The organism is Streptomyces viridiviolaceus (genome assembly GCF_014650995.1).
Classification (GTDB): Bacteria; Actinomycetota; Actinomycetes; order Streptomycetales; family Streptomycetaceae; genus Streptomyces; species Streptomyces viridiviolaceus.
Map to the genome: position 1 here is coordinate 499,830 of NZ_BMWA01000001.1, position 14,285 is coordinate 514,114.

The window sequence follows — 14,285 nt, forward strand, 5'->3', positions numbered from 1 at the left end:
TATGGACGTCAGGGAGGCCGGCAGCATGAGTCCGTTCTGCGGCGCAGTCCAGCATCGAGCAACAGTTCCGATCGGTCAGAATAAACGCATCGCAAACAATAACTTCGGCCATTGACAAGCTTCTTGAGGGGGTAAGCCCCCGTGGGGGACGTGGCAGTCGGCTCGCCACATGTGCAATTGCGCAGCGGAGCCGAACATCTCCAATAGTCCGGACAATCGCCGGTTTTGCTGACCGGCGATCCCGGGCCATGTTCCGCGAGCCTCGCGCAGGATCTTCCGCAGACACCCGGCCGGTCCCTCCTCGTCGGCTGCGGCGGCCAGGAAGCAGGGGTTGGCGTCCTGGATGAGAGGCGGTAGCTCTCCGAGGCTGATGTGCGAGGTGAACGTCAGGTCTGTCGCTGCCGCCGAGGGCTGGTCGATGTCGCGAAGCCGGCCGTGTGCTGCGACGGCGCCGAGGACCAGATCGGGGCCGGCGAGCTGCACAGTGGGCTGGTCTCGGGCGCCGAGCGCGACGAGGAAGTCGGCCACCGCCTCGCCGGGGATGTCGCGACTGAAGTAGGCCGACCATTGAGCGAGCGGGCTGCTGACCCCGGCACGGGCGGAAATCTGCCAGGTGATCGGCAGCTCACCCAGGTGGAAAGGCTCGTCCGCCAGGCTCCACCGGGCCCAGCGCAGGGCGTCGGCACTGATGTGCAGGAAGGTGCTGCGCAGAACCTGGCGGCCCTCCAGCCCCCGTCCGGCTCATGCCGACCACGAACGATCGCTCGTCCAGCCCAGGCCGGTGAGCGTGTCGGCGACGGCGTCGTAGAGGCGTCCGTCGTCGCCGGCAAAGTCCCGGGGCGGGGCCCGCGGTTCACCGGGTGTCCAGTTCGGCGAGGCGTTCCCGGGCAACGGTGAGGCGGTTGGGATCGGCCGCCTCACCGAGGGCCAGACATCGCGAGAAGGCCTCTCGAGCCTCCTCGTGCCGCCCTGCGCTCAGGAGGGTGTTGCCCAGGTGCACCAGGTTGCGACTCCCCATGCCTGTGTTGCCGCTGACGCGGCAGAGGTCCACGGCCGTGCGCAGGTGGGCGGCGGCCTTCGACCAGTTCTTGAGGTCGGCGTGGGCCTGGCCGATGTACGACTGCAGGCTTGTCCGGGTCAAGTCGGCGATGTGCGGTTCGATGCGGTCACCGATCTTGTCGAGAAAGGCGAGCGTGCCCAGGTTCTCCGCGATGGATTCCTCAAGTCGGCCCGCTTCCCAAAGAGTCTGGCCGCGCCCAGACCTGGCCTGAAGGGCGCCGTGGAGGTCACCAGCGGCCTCGAAGAGCCTGGCCGCCTCACAGTTGTGATGCAGCGCCGCAGCGAAATCGCCAAGCCGCAAGAGCGTCCAATTGGTGTACTGGTGGGCCCAACCCTGTTGGGAGAGATCGCCGGCACGCTGGGCAGCGGCGAGGGCCTGGGTGGAGCGGTCGAGGCTGTCGTGGTGGCGGCCTTCGCAGGTGAGCAGGGCCCAGGCGTGGTAGTTGAGGTGGGTGGCTTCCAGAAGGGGGTCACCGAGAGCCTGGGCGGAGTGCGCGGCGGTGCGGAAGACCTCGGGCCAGTGCCCCCAGAAGATCCATTGGTCGGAGAACCAGTGCAGGGCCTCGGCGACCTCGACGACGGTCGCGTGGTCGCCCGCGGCGGCGGCCGCACGCAGGGCGGCGAGCCAGTTGGCACCTTCCGTCTGGAGCCAGACGCGGGCGTCTTCAGCGGTCGACAGGTCGACGGTGCCCTGCCAGGTCGGGGGTGGGGCACCGTGGTCGGGTTCGTACCAGCGGCCGGCCACGACCGCGGTCTCGAGCAGCCAGCGGTGCAGCGCCGAGCGGGCCGCCTCGGCGTCCTCGGCGGGCTCTTCGGCCTGCAGTCGGTTGCGGGCGTACAGGCGCATCAGGTCGTGGAGGCGGTATCGGTCCTGGTCGGTGCCGAGCAAGCCGGTCTCCACCAGTTCCTCGAGGGTGTCCTCGGCGTCGAACAGGGGCTGCCCGGTGAGCTGGGCGGCGCCGGCGGCGCTGGTGTCGGGGCCGTCGACCAGGGACAGCAGTCGGAACAGGCGGGCGGCCGTAGGAGTGAGCTGGCGGTAGGACAGGTCGAAGGCCGCCGACAGATGGAGGTCGCCGGCGATCAGGGTGTCCAGGCGGCGCTCTTCCAGCGCGAGACGGTCGGCCAGACGGCGCACGGACCAGCCGGTGCGGGTGGCCAGCCAGTTGCCCGCCACCCGCAGGGCCAGCGGCAGATGAGCGCAGCGGTCGGCGACCTCGGCCAGCGCGACCGGGTCCGCCTCCGCGCGCTCGCCTCCGACCAGGGCGGTCAGGAAAGCGGCGGCTTCGGCGGGGGAGAGTTCGCCGATCGGCAGGCGGTGGATGCTTTCCAGGCCGGTGAGCATCCGTCGGCTGGTGACCACCACCATCCCCGCACCCGCGCTGGGCAGCAGCGGGCGGACCTGGGCCTCGTTACGGGCGTTGTCCAGCACCAGCAGGCAGCACCGCTCGGCCAGCACCTGGCGGTACAACTCCGGATGACCCTGCGGGCCGGCCATGGCCAGGTCCCGGTCGGCCACCCCCAAGGCCTTGAGCACGCGCAGCAGCAGCTCGGCCGAATCGGGCGGGTCGTCGTCCATGCCACGCAGGTCGAGCAGCAGCTGCCCGTCGGGGAAGCGGTCGGCCAGCTCATGGGCGGCCTGCAGCGCCAGGGTGGTCTTGCCCGTTCCGGGCGGCCCGGACACCGCCACCACCACCGGCAGCCCGCGCGGGCCCGCCCGCCCGGCCAGAGTCGTCAGCCGTGCCAGCTCAGCCTTGCGGCCGACGAAATCGTCGATGCCCCGGGGGAAGGCAGACAGCCCCGCCGGATGGGGGCGCGGGTTGCGGCCGATCCGGGCGACGGCCAGCAGTCGCTCCCGCTCCGTCTTACCCAGTTGCAGCCCGTCAGCAAGCGCGGCCACCGTCCTGCGCCGAGGAGCCGTGACCCGTCCGCGCTCCAGATCCCCGATCCCGCGGACGCTCACCCCCGACGCCTCCGCCAATGCCTCCAACGTCAGCGACGCCGCTAGGCGCAATCGCCGCAGCAGCACACCGAAGTCCTCACCACCCACCTCGGCCACCCAACCCAACCTGTCCCTTGCACCGCCTGCACCTGCCGTACCGGGGATGACAGGCCCACCAGCGCGCCGACCGCTCTGTATCTCCGCCTGCCATGATCGACCATCAATGTGCCGCAGATCAGCGATCGAGGACGAGGGATTTCTCACGGCACTCGTTCAAAGCGATACAGAAAGGGCGCGTCCGGATCCCCGGCACGGCAGCAGGGGACCTTACGAGGCCTCGGCTTGGGTGAGACCGAGTATTCCCCCCTCCTCTCATGCCGTCGGCCTGGAGCAATGGCTCCTACGCTGTCGCCGTAGCCGTGGCCCGACGGGGTGTGCCTGCGGGATCCAGTCCAGTGGCCGGCACGCCCGCCGGTAGCCGACGCCGTCCCGGCAGCAGCACCGCGCCCGATGGGCAGGCGGGGCACAGCCGTCGGCAGCCGCGCCGATCGGTCATGCCCCGGCCGCATGCGCACACGAGGCGATCCCGCTTGCGCCGCTAACGTCCAGGTGACGCCGTCACAGGTTTGCCGCGCCCTGTTCCGCCGTCGAATGCTGTCGGCGCTCGGTGCTCCAGTAGAGGAGAGCGACGAGCGGGAGGGCGGCGCCGAGGGCGGTCAGGGCGGTCCAGCCTCCAGCGTGGTAGACGACGGAGCCGATTTGGGAGCCGGCGGCACCGCCGGCGAAGAACATGGCGATGAAGGCGCTGTTGAGGCGGGCGCGGGCCGCGGGGTCGAGTTGGTAGACGGTGTGCTGGCCGAGGATGAGGCTGGCCTGGACGGCCACGTCGATGAGTATCGCGGCCAGGGCGAGGAGAATGACGCTGTGTCCGCCGAACCCCGCCAGTGCGAAGGACAGGGCGGCCACCACGAAGGCGACGCCGGTCATGGGGCGCACGAGCCCTCGGTCGGCCCAGTGACCAGCCAACGGGGCGACGGCTGCGCCCGCGGCGCCGACGAGGGCGAACACACCCACTCCGACCGATGAGTAATGGAAATGCGGACCGGTCAGGACGAAGGAGACCGTGGTCCAGAACGCGCTGAAGGCGGCAAACATGGCTGCCTGGTAAAGGCCGCGGCGCACCAGCGCTGGGTGTGTGCGTACCAGTTGGAAGGTGGAGCGCAGCACATGATGGTACGGAAGGGTCGTGGTGGGTGCGTGCTGCGGCAAAGCGGCGCGCAGGGCCACGGCAAGCACGGCCATCAGGGCCGCGGATCCGAGAAAGACGACGCGCCAGCCGGCGAGGTCCGAGACCAGGCTGCTGAGTGTGCGGGAGAGCAGGATGCCGGTGAGCAGGCCGCTCATCACTCGGCCGACGACACGGCCCCGGGCATGGTCGGGAGCGAGGCTGGCGGCGAAGGGCACCAGGATCTGGGCGACGACCGAGGTGGCACCACTGACCAGCGATGCGATCAGCAGCATGGGGAAACTGGTGGCTAGTCCCGCCGTCAGGAGGGCGAGCGTCGTGACCGCCAGCAACACAGTGATCAGGCTGCGCTTCTCGAGCCGGTCACCGAGCGGAACCAGGAAGAGCATGCCGACCACGTAGCCGATCTGGGTGAGCGTGATCAGGGCGCCCGCCGTGGCCGTGCTGATGTGGAACACGCCGCTCAGCGTGGACAGCAGAGGCTGGGCGTAATAGAGGTTGGCGACCGTCATGCCGGAGGCGACGGCCAAGAGCGCAACCAGCCAGCCCGGCACCGCCTGAGGGACCTCGGTGGGCTCCCGCCGGCGCGGGCTCTTGGCGTCGGTTGATGCGGACATGTGCACCTTCTTGGCTGAGTGAGCCGGGAATCAGGCTCGGATGGAAGCGCTGTGCAGTGGCCGGCAGCCTCTTCGCTGCCGTCACGCAGGTGCAAGCGTCGGGCCGCCTCGCGCACTTCCTCACCTGGCGCGATGGTTCGTGAAGTCAGTCATCTCGACTGGAGATGAATCTGTTCCCGACGCCGCAACGGTTCCAGTCTCACCGGCGGGCCCTCCGTGCGTACCGGTGATCTCCCGTGCTGGGCACTTGCGGGCAACGGGCGGTGCGTTCCAGGACAAAGGAGGCCGGAGGCCGGCCCTAACCTGACGTCCAGGGAACGAAAGTTCCGGGCGGCGGACGCTTCGAAGGCCGACGCCGCCCGTAGGTGCCTGCCTCACCCGAGGCATGCGGGTTCCCGTTCCGCCGGCCATTCCAGACGAAGGAAGAGACCTTGCCGTACATCACCGTGGGTCAGGAAAACTCCACCACCATCGACCTCTACTACGAGGACCACGGGTCCGGCCAGGCCGTCGTCCTCATCCATGGCTTCCCGCTCGACGGCCACTCCTGGGAGCGGCAGAGTGCCGCTCTGCTCGATGCCGGCTACCGGGTGATCACCTACGACCGCCGCGGTTTCGGCCGGTCCAGCCAGCCGACGACCGGCTACGACTACGACACGTTCGCCGCCGACCTGAACACCGTCATGGAAACCCTCGACGTCCGGGACGCCGTCCTGGTCGGGTTCTCGATGGGCACCGGTGAGGTCGCCCGCTACGTCTCCACCTACGGCTCCGCCCGAGTGGCCAAGGTCGCCTTCCTCGCCTCACTGGAACCCTGCCTGCTCAAGACCGAGGACAACCCGGACGGCGTCGCCCCGCAGGAGTTCTTCGACGGCGTGGTCGCGGCCGTGAAGGCGGACCGCTACGCGTACTACACCGCCTTCTTCAAGGACTTCTACAACCTGGACGAGAACCTGGGCACCAGGATCAGCGAGGAGGCGGTCCGCAACAGCTGGAACGTCGCCGCAGGCGGCGGCTTCTTCGCCGCCGCCGCCGCTCCGTCGACGTGGTACACGGACTTCCGGGGCGACATCCCTGCCATCGATGTGCCGGCCCTGATCCTGCACGGCACGGCCGACCGGATCCTGCCGGCCGAGGGCACCGCGCGGCCCTTCCACAAGGCCCTCCCGTCCGCGGACTACATCGAGGTCGAGGGCGCCCCGCATGGCCTGCTGTGGACCCACGCGGAGGAAGTCAACGCCGCGCTCCTCACCTTCCTGGGGAAGTGACGCCGCAGCAGCCCTTCCCGAGAGGGCTGCTGCTCCGTACCAGTGCTTCAGCGCCGGTCAGATCTGGGCCACGGCGGTGCGGGTGTCGCCGTGTGCCTGTTCTATGCGCCGGGCGGCCTCCTCGACGGTGCTGCCGGTGAGCAGCATGACGATGGCCGTCTTCGCGTGCCCGCCGGCGGCACGCAGGGCCTCGGCGGCGGTGCCGGGATCCGATCAGGTGGCCTGGACCACGATGCGCTCCGCACGGTCGACGAGCTTGTCGTTTGTGGCACGGACATCGACCATGAGGTTTTCATAGACCTTGCCGAGCCGGACCATCGACGCGGTGGAGAGCATGTTGCAGACCATCTTCTCGGCGGTGCCGGCCTTGAGCCGGGTGGAGCCGGTGAGGATCTCGGGCCCGGTGGGGACCTCGATGGGGATGTCGGCGTAACGACTGACCACGGCGTTGCGGTTGCAGGCCACCGACACGGTGACGGCGCCGCGGGCCGCGGCGTGCTGGAGGCCGCCGATGACGTACGGGGTACGGCCGCTGGCGGCGAGGCCGACGACGGTGTCGCGGTCGTCCACACCGATCCCGTCGAGGTCGTCGACGGCCCTGGCGGGTTCGTCCTCGGCGCCCTCGACAGCCACGGCGAAGGCGCCGGGGCCGCCGGAGAGCAGGCCGACCACCTGCTCCGGCGCGGTACCGAAGGTCGGTGGGCACTCGACGGCGTCGAGGAGCCCGATCCGGCCGCTGGTGCCGGCGCCGAGGTAGACGAGCCGGCCGCCCCGGCGCAGGGAGCCGACGATGGCCTCGACGGCGGTGCCGATGTCGGGGAGTGCTTCTCGTACGGCGAGGGCGACGGTCCGGTCCTCCGCGTTCATCACGGAGAGGAGTTCGGAGACCGGCATCCGGTCCAGTTCTGTGGTCCGCTCGTTGCGAGTCTCGGTGCCGAGCGTGCTGAGGTCCACTGCCAGGCCGTCCTTTCGGTGATGCGGGGTGCGGTAGGGGGCCGGTTCAGTCGTCGGCCGGGATGCGCCGCTGGGACTGCGATCGCCTGCGGTGCTGCACGGCCCCGTAGGTCTTGTGCAGCGCGGCGGTTGTGGCGTCGTAGGAGCGCTGCGCAATGCCGACGAACAGGCAGTCGACGAGGGCGAGTTGTGCGATACGGCTGACGGTGGCGCCGGACCGGAAGGGTGTCTCCCGGGCACAGGTGGTCAGGACCAGGTCGGCACTGCCGGCGAGGGTGGAGCCGGGGACGTTGGTGAGTGCGACGGTGGTGGCGCCGTTCTCGGCGGCCGCCTGAAGGGGTTCGACGGTGTCCTCGGTCTCCCCGGAGTGGGAGATGGCCAGGGCCACGTCACCGGGGCCGAGGAGGGCCGCAGCGGTCAGGGCCGCGTGGCGATCGGTCCAGATGAACGCCAGGCGGCCGATGCGGTGCAGCTTCTGGTGCAGGTCCTGGCCGACGAAGGCGCTGGCGGCGACACCGAAGATGTCGATGCGCCGGGCAGCCGCGACGGCGTCGACCGCGCGGCGCAGCGCATCGACATCGAGATTGGCTCCGGAGTCCTCCAGGGCACGGACCTCGTTGTAGATGATCTTACTGACGACCTGTTCGAGGGTGTCGGTGGCACTGATGTCGGTGCCCTGCGCCGGGCGCTCGCCGCCGAGGGCGCGCTCCCGGGCGGCGGCCGCCGCCAGCGCGAGCCGCAGTTGCGGGTAGCTGCCCAGCTTCATTGTCCGGCAGAACCGCATGACCGTGGCTACGGAGGTCTCGGCCTGTTCGGCGAGGGCACTGATGGACAACTCCGAGGCGCGCGCCGGATCGGCCAGGACGGCGTCGGCCACCCGACGCTCCGAGGGGGCCAGGGACGGTCGGGCCGCGCGGATGCGCGACAGCGTGTCGGCCGGGGCGGCCGTCTCCTGTGCCGACCGCGCCGATGCGCGGTTGGGCTCCTGGCGGGTCATGGGTGGATTCCCTCCTGGTGGCGTGGCGTCAGCGTAACCGCGCCCCACGCGGAGCGTCAAAAATTTACGGCACCTAGCTTTGCAAGTCATTTATTGACATTCAGAGTTCCGTCTTCCAATACTCGCCTCATCGCGATCCCGTGCCGGTCACCGAATCCACCGTGACCACCCCGAGTGCCGGATCCATGACGCGAGGACATCCGAATGACAGCAGCAGTGGCGGTGGACCTGGGGAAGACCGGCTGCCGTGCGGTGCTCTGGAGGGGCCCGGACGGCCCGTCCAGCCTGGTCCGCGAGGTGCAGGGAGCTCCCGGGCTCGCCTCCGCCGACGGTGTCGAAGCGGCCCGTGTCGCCGTGCGCGCAGCCGTCCTCCCACTCATCACGGAACACGCCCCGGGCCGGCTGAGCGCCGTCTGCGTGGGCGCCGCCGGAGCCGCCGCGGCCCCCGAGGCCGCCCGCGCCCTGGCTGAGCTGCTCCTCGAGGACCTGCCCACGGACGAGGCCGCCGTCACCAGCGACGCCATCACCGCGCACGCGGGAGCCCTGGGCGCCCGTCCGGGCGTAGTGCTGGCGATCGGCACCGGTTCCGTCGCCATCGGCATCGGCGAGGACGGCTCGTACGCTCGTGTCGACGGCTGGGGCCCCTGGCTGGGCGACGAGGGCAGTGGTGCCTGGATCGGCACCGCCGGCCTGCGGGCCGCGCTACGCGCCCACGACGGACGCGGACCGGACACCGTACTGCTTGCCGCAGCCGCCCGCCGGTTCGGCTCCCTCGACGCGCTGCCGGCCGCCCTCGCCGCCGGAGGCAATCCCGCGCGCGTCGCAGCCTCCTTCGCCCCGGAAGTGGCCCGCGCGGCCGAGTCGGGTGACGCCGTCGCCGGCGTGGTCGTCCGGGACGCCGCCGCCGCGCTCGGTGAAACCGTGCTCGCCGCCGCGGGCCGGATCACCGGCGACGACCTGCCCGTCGCCGTCACCGGCGGTCTGACCGGCCTCGGCGAACCACTCATGGCGCCGCTGCGAACCGCGGTCGACGGCTCCGCCCGCACCCTGCGTCTGCAACCCCCTCTGGGAGACCCGCTGGACGGGGCGCGCCTGCTGGCACTGGCCTCCTCCGCGCCACAGGAACCCCACGTCGTCCGCGTCCGCCGGACGACGCCCCGACCCCCCGTCACCACCACGCCGGTATCGCCGCCGGCCGTTGCTTAGGAGCGAACGTGCGTCAACTCGACCTGGTCGTGGTCGTCGTCTACCTGGTCGCCATCGCCGTGATCGGCCTGCGGCTGGCCGGACGGCAGAAGACTGCGAAGGACTACTTCGTCGGCGAAGGGCAGATGCCCTGGTGGACCGTCTCGTTCTCCGTGGTGGCCACCGAGACCAGCGTGCTCACCGTCATCAGCGTGCCCGGCGGCGCCTACAGCGGGCAGGGTTTCGGTAACGTGGAACTCGCCATCGGCTACGTCATCGGCCGCGTCGTCGTCGCCACCGCGCTGATCCCCCTGTACAAGCGCGGCGGATTCGTCAGCGCCTACCAGTACCTGGGCAACAGGTTCGGGCTGAAACTGCAGGGGCTCGCCTCGGTCACCTTCGTCGTCACCCGCCTCCTGGCCGAAGGCGTCCGCCTGTTCGCCTCCGCCATCCCGATCAAGCTGCTGCTCGACGAATTCGGGGTGCACGCCGGCTACCGGGTCATCATCGTCGTCCTCACAGTGATCACCGTCGTCTACACCTACCTGGGCGGCATCAAGGCGGTCATCTGGACCGACGCCATCCAGATGGGCCTGTACCTCGGCGGCGCGATCCTCGCCATCGCGGTGCTCTCCGCTCACGTGGGCGGAGACGGCTACGTGCGTGCCCTGCACTCGGGCCACTTCACACTGTTCGACACGAACTTCGACCTCGCGCATGTCCTCACCAGCCCGTTCGCCCTCCCCACGGCGATCGTCGGCGGTGCGATCTTCGCCATGGCCAGTCACGGTTCGGACCAGCTGATCGTCCAGCGGGTGCTCGCCACCCAGTCCCTGCGCGACGGACAGAAGGCCATGATCGCCTCCGGTGTCTTCGTCACCCTCCAGTTCGCCGCGTTCTCCCTCGTCGGCGCGCTGCTGTGGTCGTACAACGAGGGCAAGAGCTTCACGGACCTGGGCCTGGCCAGCTCCGACAACCTCTACCCGAACTTCATCCTGCACGGGCTGCCCGTCGTGATCTCCGGCCTGCTCGTGGCCGGCATCCTCGGCGCCGCGATGGGCTCTCTGTCCTCGGCCCTGAACTCCATGTCCAACTCGACGGTCGCCGACATCATCCACAGCTTCTTCCGCAGCACCCCGTCCGAGCAGGCGCTGCTGAAGCTCGCCCGGGTGATGACCCTGGTGTGGGCCGTGTTGATGGCGGTCTTCGCCTGTGCCTTCAGCACCAGCACCGGCAACGTGTACCTGACCGGCCTGACCATCGCCGGCTACACCTACGGTGCACTGCTCGGTGCCTTCCTCCTCGGGCGGCTGGTCAAGCGCGCGAACGAGGTCGACTCCATGGTGGCCTTCCTGGTGACGGTCGCGTTGATGACCTACATCGTGCGCGAGGTGAAGATCGACGTCACGGTGGCGGGGGCGACGGTCCCGACCGCGATCGCCGCGCAGTGGCTGGTGCCGATCGGCGTGCTGGTCACCCTGGCGGTCGGCGGTGTGATGAGCTTGTTCCACCGGGCACCGGAGACCCGCGAAAGCCATACGGCCGAACTGCCCGACGCCGGGCCGGAATCCGGCCCGGGGCGTGTCCCGGCCGGTGCCGGCCGGGAGTGAGAGGGCCCGGGCGACGGGAGCCGTCGCCCGGGCCGTCCGCCCACCCTCGTAGGTCATCACTGGAGAAGCCATGCGTGTGATCGGACTGATGTCGGGCACCTCGTACGACGCCGTCGAGGCGGCCGCCGCCGACCTCACCCTGGAGGGTGACGTCCTCCTCATGCGGCCGCTCGGCCACCTGTCCGTCCCCTACGCCGACGACCTGAGAAACCTGATCGCCGCCACGCTGCCGCCCGCGACGACGACCGCCCGGGCCGTCTGCGTCCTCGACAACGGCATCGGACAGGCCTTCGCCGGTGTCGCCTCCCGCGCGCTCGACGAGCTGTGCGGGGGTGCCGCCGACCTCGTGGTGTCACACGGCCAGACCATGTACCACTGGGTGGACGACGGTGCCGTCCGCGGGACTCTGCAGCTGGGCCAGCCGGCGTGGATCGCCGAGGTCACCGGTGTCCCGGTCGTCTCCGACCTGCGCAGCCGGGACGTCGCCGCGGGAGGGCAAGGTGCCCCGCTGGTCGGGATGACCGACACCCTGCTCCTGCGAGGGCTCCCTGGCGTACCGGCGGCACTGAACCTCGGTGGCATCGCCAACATCACCGTGCTGGCGCCCGGTGCCGATCCCCTGGCGTTCGACACCGGCCCCGCCAACGCCCTGCTGGACGCGGCGACAGAACACTTCACCGGCGGCGCCGCGACCTACGACGAGGACGGCCGCCGGGCGGCGGCCGGACAGACCAGCCCCGACCTGCTCAAGGTCCTCCTCGATGATCCGTACTACCGCAGGCCCGCGCCGAAGACCACCGGCAAGGAGCACTTCCACCTGCCATACCTGCGGCGTGCGCTGTCCGCCGTGCCGACTCCCGCAGCGGACGACGTCCTCGCGACCCTGACCAGGCTCACGGCTGTCACCGTGGCCGACGCCTGCCGGGCGCACGGAGTGACCAGTCTGGTCGTGTCCGGCGGAGGTACCCGGAATCCGACCCTGATGCGCATGATCACCGAGGAGCTGCCCGGAGTGGCGCTGCGCCCCAGCGATGACCTGGGCCTGCCCTCCGGTGCCAAGGAGGCGCTGGCCTTCGCCGTTCTCGGCTTCCTCACCGTCCACGGCCTGCCCGGCACCCTGCCGTCGGGCACCGGTGCCCGCCGCGCCACGCTGCTGGGCAGCATCACTCCCGGCCTCGCACCCCTACGCCTGCCCGAGCCCGCTGCCCGACCGCCACGCCTGCTGCGCATCGCCGGACCCGCCGGCCGACCGACCACCACTGCCGTCGACGCAGCCGACCGCTCGGCGCGCAACAGGGCGAGAACGCGTGACTGCGCGCGCACATCACACGGCTGACAGTGCCCTTTCCCGACCTCCGCACCAGTACCCCGTCGGGCACAGGACGCTGGTCGGCACCCCACCGTAGTAGTGGGTCACCCACGGTGGGGTGTCGCTTGACTGGGGCGGGTCGGGTCAGGCGCCGTCGCCTGCCCGGAACGGACTCACTCGGGGGACTGACGCCTTGCCCGTGTTGGAGACTTCGCCACCGGTCCAGCGCACAGAGAGCCAGGCCGACTCCTCGGGCGGTGTGATGAGCAGGTACTTCGGCGTCACGGTGGTGACACGGGTGATGGCCGGATTCGCATACGTCATCGCCGACCATGCGCTGGCTCCGGGAGTGAGCGTTACGGTGCGGTGCTCCTGACCCATGGCCCGTTCGGGGTCCGGGGTGACCGCCTCGCCTTTGCCGTTGACGAACGCCACTGCAGGGAATCCGCGCACGGTACAGGTGCGGCGGGAGCCGTTGGTCAGGACGACGGCGAAGTTCGACTGACCGGCGCCGGGACGGTTGGCTCCGACGGATGCCCTCAGTTCGGAGGTGTGGCACCGGCGTCTCATCGCCGGTACGGCGGAGCCGGACGACGGCGTTGCGGATCCGAGGGACGTGCTCGGTGCCGGTTCACCGGAGGGGCTGGAGCGGCCGGTGTCGGCAGCTCCGGAGACGGTGGCGGCCTCGGTCGGCGACGAGCCGGGCGTACGGGTACTGTCTCCGGCAGCGCCGTCCGTGCCCTGGCCGGTGCACCCGGCCAGTACGGCGCAGCAGAGAAGAGTGCTGGCCAGGAGTATGCGGTGTTTCATGGTTTCCTTCGTCACTGACGTCGCGGCAGGTACTTGTGCTGGTCAGGAGGGCACGAGTTCATCGCGCTGATCGTGTTGGGTCCCGGCCGTCACCACGACACGGTTGTGGCCCCGTGCTTCCGGGCCGGCGACGGTGACGAAGACCTCGCCGGTGATGTGCGCGAACACGGTGGTGCCGGAGACGTTGGTTGTCGGCGGAGACGGTCCGGAAGGCTGCGGCTCGGGCATCTGTCCGGGGAGCGGGTGGTCGCTCGGATCACCTCGCCGACGCGCAGGTCCTCGAAAGGCCCGGGTCGGTGAGGCACTTACGGGCCGGCGCTGGGGCGGCTTCACTTGCCCGGGGTGATGCGAGCGGCGAGAAGATCAGGGGGTTCTCGGTGACGTAGGTGCCGCCGACGAGGCGAGGGGGACGGCGCTGTCGGCAAATCTCTGTCGCAGCTCGCCGATACCGCCCACGGAGCTGAGGAGTTCGTCGCCGGGGGCGAGCCAGCGTTGTGGCGTGCGGCCCAGGCCGACCCCGGCCGGAGTGCCGGTGAAGACGACGTCTCCGGGGAGCAACGGGAGGACGCCGGACAGCTTGGCGACAAGCGACGGCACGGAGAAGATCATCTGACGGGTGTGTCCGCGCTGCACCACCTCACCGTTGACGGAGCAGGTCAGCTCCAGGTCGTCGGGGTCGTCGAACTCGTCCGGGGTCACCAGCCAGGGACCTGTGGGAGCGAAGCCCGGGTACGACTTGCCGAGGCTGAACTGTGGCGCAGGTCCCTCCATCTGAAGGACACGCTCGGAGATGTCCTGTCCGACCGTCAGTCCCGCCACATGGCTCCAGGCATCCTCTTCGGAGACGTTGTGGGCCTTCTGGCCGATGACCACGACCAGTTCGACCTCCCAGTCGGTGTGGCCGCCCTGAGGCAGCGTCACCTCCGTCACCGGGCCGGTGAGAGCGGTCGCGTACTTGGTGAACACCGGTGGCATGCCTTCGGGTGTGGTGAAACCTGCCTCGGTCACGTGCTCCCGGTAGTTGAGCCCGATGGCGAAGATCTGCCTGGGAGACGGTGCGGGCGCACCGAGTTCCGCCGCGTCGACGGGCCTCCCGCCGGCGAGGTCGGCGCCGGCGACCCAGGTACGGAACTCGGCCCAGCGGGCGTAGACCGCTTGCGGGTCGGCCGAGAACACCCCACGGCTGGCTGTGTGGACATCGATCGCCCGGCCTTCGACGATCACGGTCAGCCGGCCGGCGAGGTTGGCTATGCGCAAGGTGATCTCCCTGGGGTGGCGCGGTGCACGGTGG

Annotated in this window: 10 protein-coding genes and 2 pseudogenes; 4 read left to right on the forward strand and 8 right to left on the reverse strand. The window is 70.2% G+C overall.

The genetic code is table 11. From position 1 onward, the window contains the following. Positions 1-285: 285 nt before the first annotated feature. The 3 genes and pseudogenes from IE260_RS02050 to IE260_RS02060 form a co-directional block, all read right to left on the reverse strand. Positions 286-891, reverse strand: a pseudogene (locus tag IE260_RS02050) (SPDY domain-containing protein); the annotation flags it as partial. Next, positions 854-3,115 carry an ATP-binding protein gene (locus IE260_RS02055; RefSeq protein ID WP_229880345.1) on the reverse strand — a complete coding sequence of 754 codons (2,262 nt, stop codon included), beginning with the start codon at positions 3,113-3,115 and terminating at the stop codon, positions 854-856. The pseudogene IE260_RS02050 and the gene IE260_RS02055, both read right to left, overlap by 38 nt. Before the next feature lie 501 nt (positions 3,116-3,616). Then, the gene (locus IE260_RS02060) at positions 3,617-4,861 is read right to left on the reverse strand and encodes an MFS transporter (RefSeq protein ID WP_189868657.1); all 1,245 of its coding nucleotides are present in this window, start codon (positions 4,859-4,861) and stop codon (positions 3,617-3,619) included. A gap of 431 nt (positions 4,862-5,292) precedes the next feature. On the opposite strand from IE260_RS02060, the gene IE260_RS02065 reads away from it, so the two are divergent. Next, the gene (locus IE260_RS02065; RefSeq protein WP_189868658.1) at positions 5,293-6,129 is read left to right on the forward strand and encodes an alpha/beta fold hydrolase; all 837 of its coding nucleotides are present in this window, start codon (positions 5,293-5,295) and stop codon (positions 6,127-6,129) included. A gap of 57 nt (positions 6,130-6,186) precedes the next feature. On the opposite strand, the pseudogene murQ reads toward IE260_RS02065, so the two are convergent. Together murQ and IE260_RS02075 are read right to left on the reverse strand one after the other, a co-directional pair. After that, positions 6,187-7,083: pseudogene (murQ, locus tag IE260_RS02070) on the reverse strand (N-acetylmuramic acid 6-phosphate etherase). 46 nt (positions 7,084-7,129) lie between these two features. Beyond that, on the reverse strand, positions 7,130-8,080 hold the full coding sequence (locus IE260_RS02075; RefSeq protein ID WP_189868659.1) for a MurR/RpiR family transcriptional regulator: 951 nt from the start codon (positions 8,078-8,080) through the stop codon (positions 7,130-7,132). A gap of 204 nt (positions 8,081-8,284) precedes the next feature. On the opposite strand from IE260_RS02075, the gene IE260_RS02080 reads away from it, so the two are divergent. From IE260_RS02080 to IE260_RS02090, 3 genes are all read left to right on the forward strand, one after another. Further along, positions 8,285-9,286 carry an N-acetylglucosamine kinase gene (locus IE260_RS02080; RefSeq protein ID WP_189868660.1) on the forward strand — a complete coding sequence of 334 codons (1,002 nt, stop codon included), beginning with the start codon at positions 8,285-8,287 and terminating at the stop codon, positions 9,284-9,286. A gap of 8 nt (positions 9,287-9,294) precedes the next feature. After that, on the forward strand, positions 9,295-10,875 hold the full coding sequence (locus tag IE260_RS02085) for a sodium:solute symporter (RefSeq protein ID WP_189868661.1): 1,581 nt from the start codon (positions 9,295-9,297) through the stop codon (positions 10,873-10,875). Positions 10,876-10,945: 70 nt separating this feature from the next. Continuing rightward, positions 10,946-12,211 (forward strand): anhydro-N-acetylmuramic acid kinase, encoded by a 1,266-nt coding sequence (locus tag IE260_RS02090; protein WP_189868662.1) that lies wholly within the window; start codon positions 10,946-10,948, stop codon positions 12,209-12,211. 117 nt (positions 12,212-12,328) lie between these two features. Here the strand turns inward: IE260_RS02090 and IE260_RS02095 are convergent, their stop codons facing one another. The 3 genes from IE260_RS02095 to IE260_RS02105 form a co-directional block, all read right to left on the reverse strand. After that, positions 12,329-12,994 carry a DUF4232 domain-containing protein gene (locus IE260_RS02095; protein WP_189868663.1) on the reverse strand — a complete coding sequence of 222 codons (666 nt, stop codon included), beginning with the start codon at positions 12,992-12,994 and terminating at the stop codon, positions 12,329-12,331. 42 nt (positions 12,995-13,036) lie between these two features. Continuing rightward, entirely contained in the window at positions 13,037-13,222 is a 186-nt protein-coding gene (locus IE260_RS02100; protein WP_189868664.1) for a hypothetical protein, read from the reverse strand. Positions 13,223-13,357: 135 nt separating this feature from the next. Beyond that, a complete protein-coding gene (locus tag IE260_RS02105) occupies positions 13,358-14,251 on the reverse strand; it encodes a fumarylacetoacetate hydrolase family protein (RefSeq protein WP_189868665.1) in 894 nt (297 codons plus the stop codon). Positions 14,252-14,285: the final 34 nt, after the last annotated feature.

Coding starts and splice junctions, on each gene's coding strand:
- IE260_RS02075 (WP_189868659.1), bottom strand. CDS start 8,080: ATGACCCGCCAGGAGCCCAACCGCGCATCGGCGCGGTCGGCACAGGAG.
- IE260_RS02060 (WP_189868657.1), bottom strand. CDS start 4,861: ATGTCCGCATCAACCGACGCCAAGAGCCCGCGCCGGCGGGAGCCCACC.
- IE260_RS02100 (WP_189868664.1), bottom strand. CDS start 13,222: ATGCCCGAGCCGCAGCCTTCCGGACCGTCTCCGCCGACAACCAACGTC.
- IE260_RS02095 (WP_189868663.1), bottom strand. CDS start 12,994: ATGAAACACCGCATACTCCTGGCCAGCACTCTTCTCTGCTGCGCCGTA.
- IE260_RS02080 (WP_189868660.1), top strand. CDS start 8,285: ATGACAGCAGCAGTGGCGGTGGACCTGGGGAAGACCGGCTGCCGTGCG.
- IE260_RS02090 (WP_189868662.1), top strand. CDS start 10,946: ATGCGTGTGATCGGACTGATGTCGGGCACCTCGTACGACGCCGTCGAG.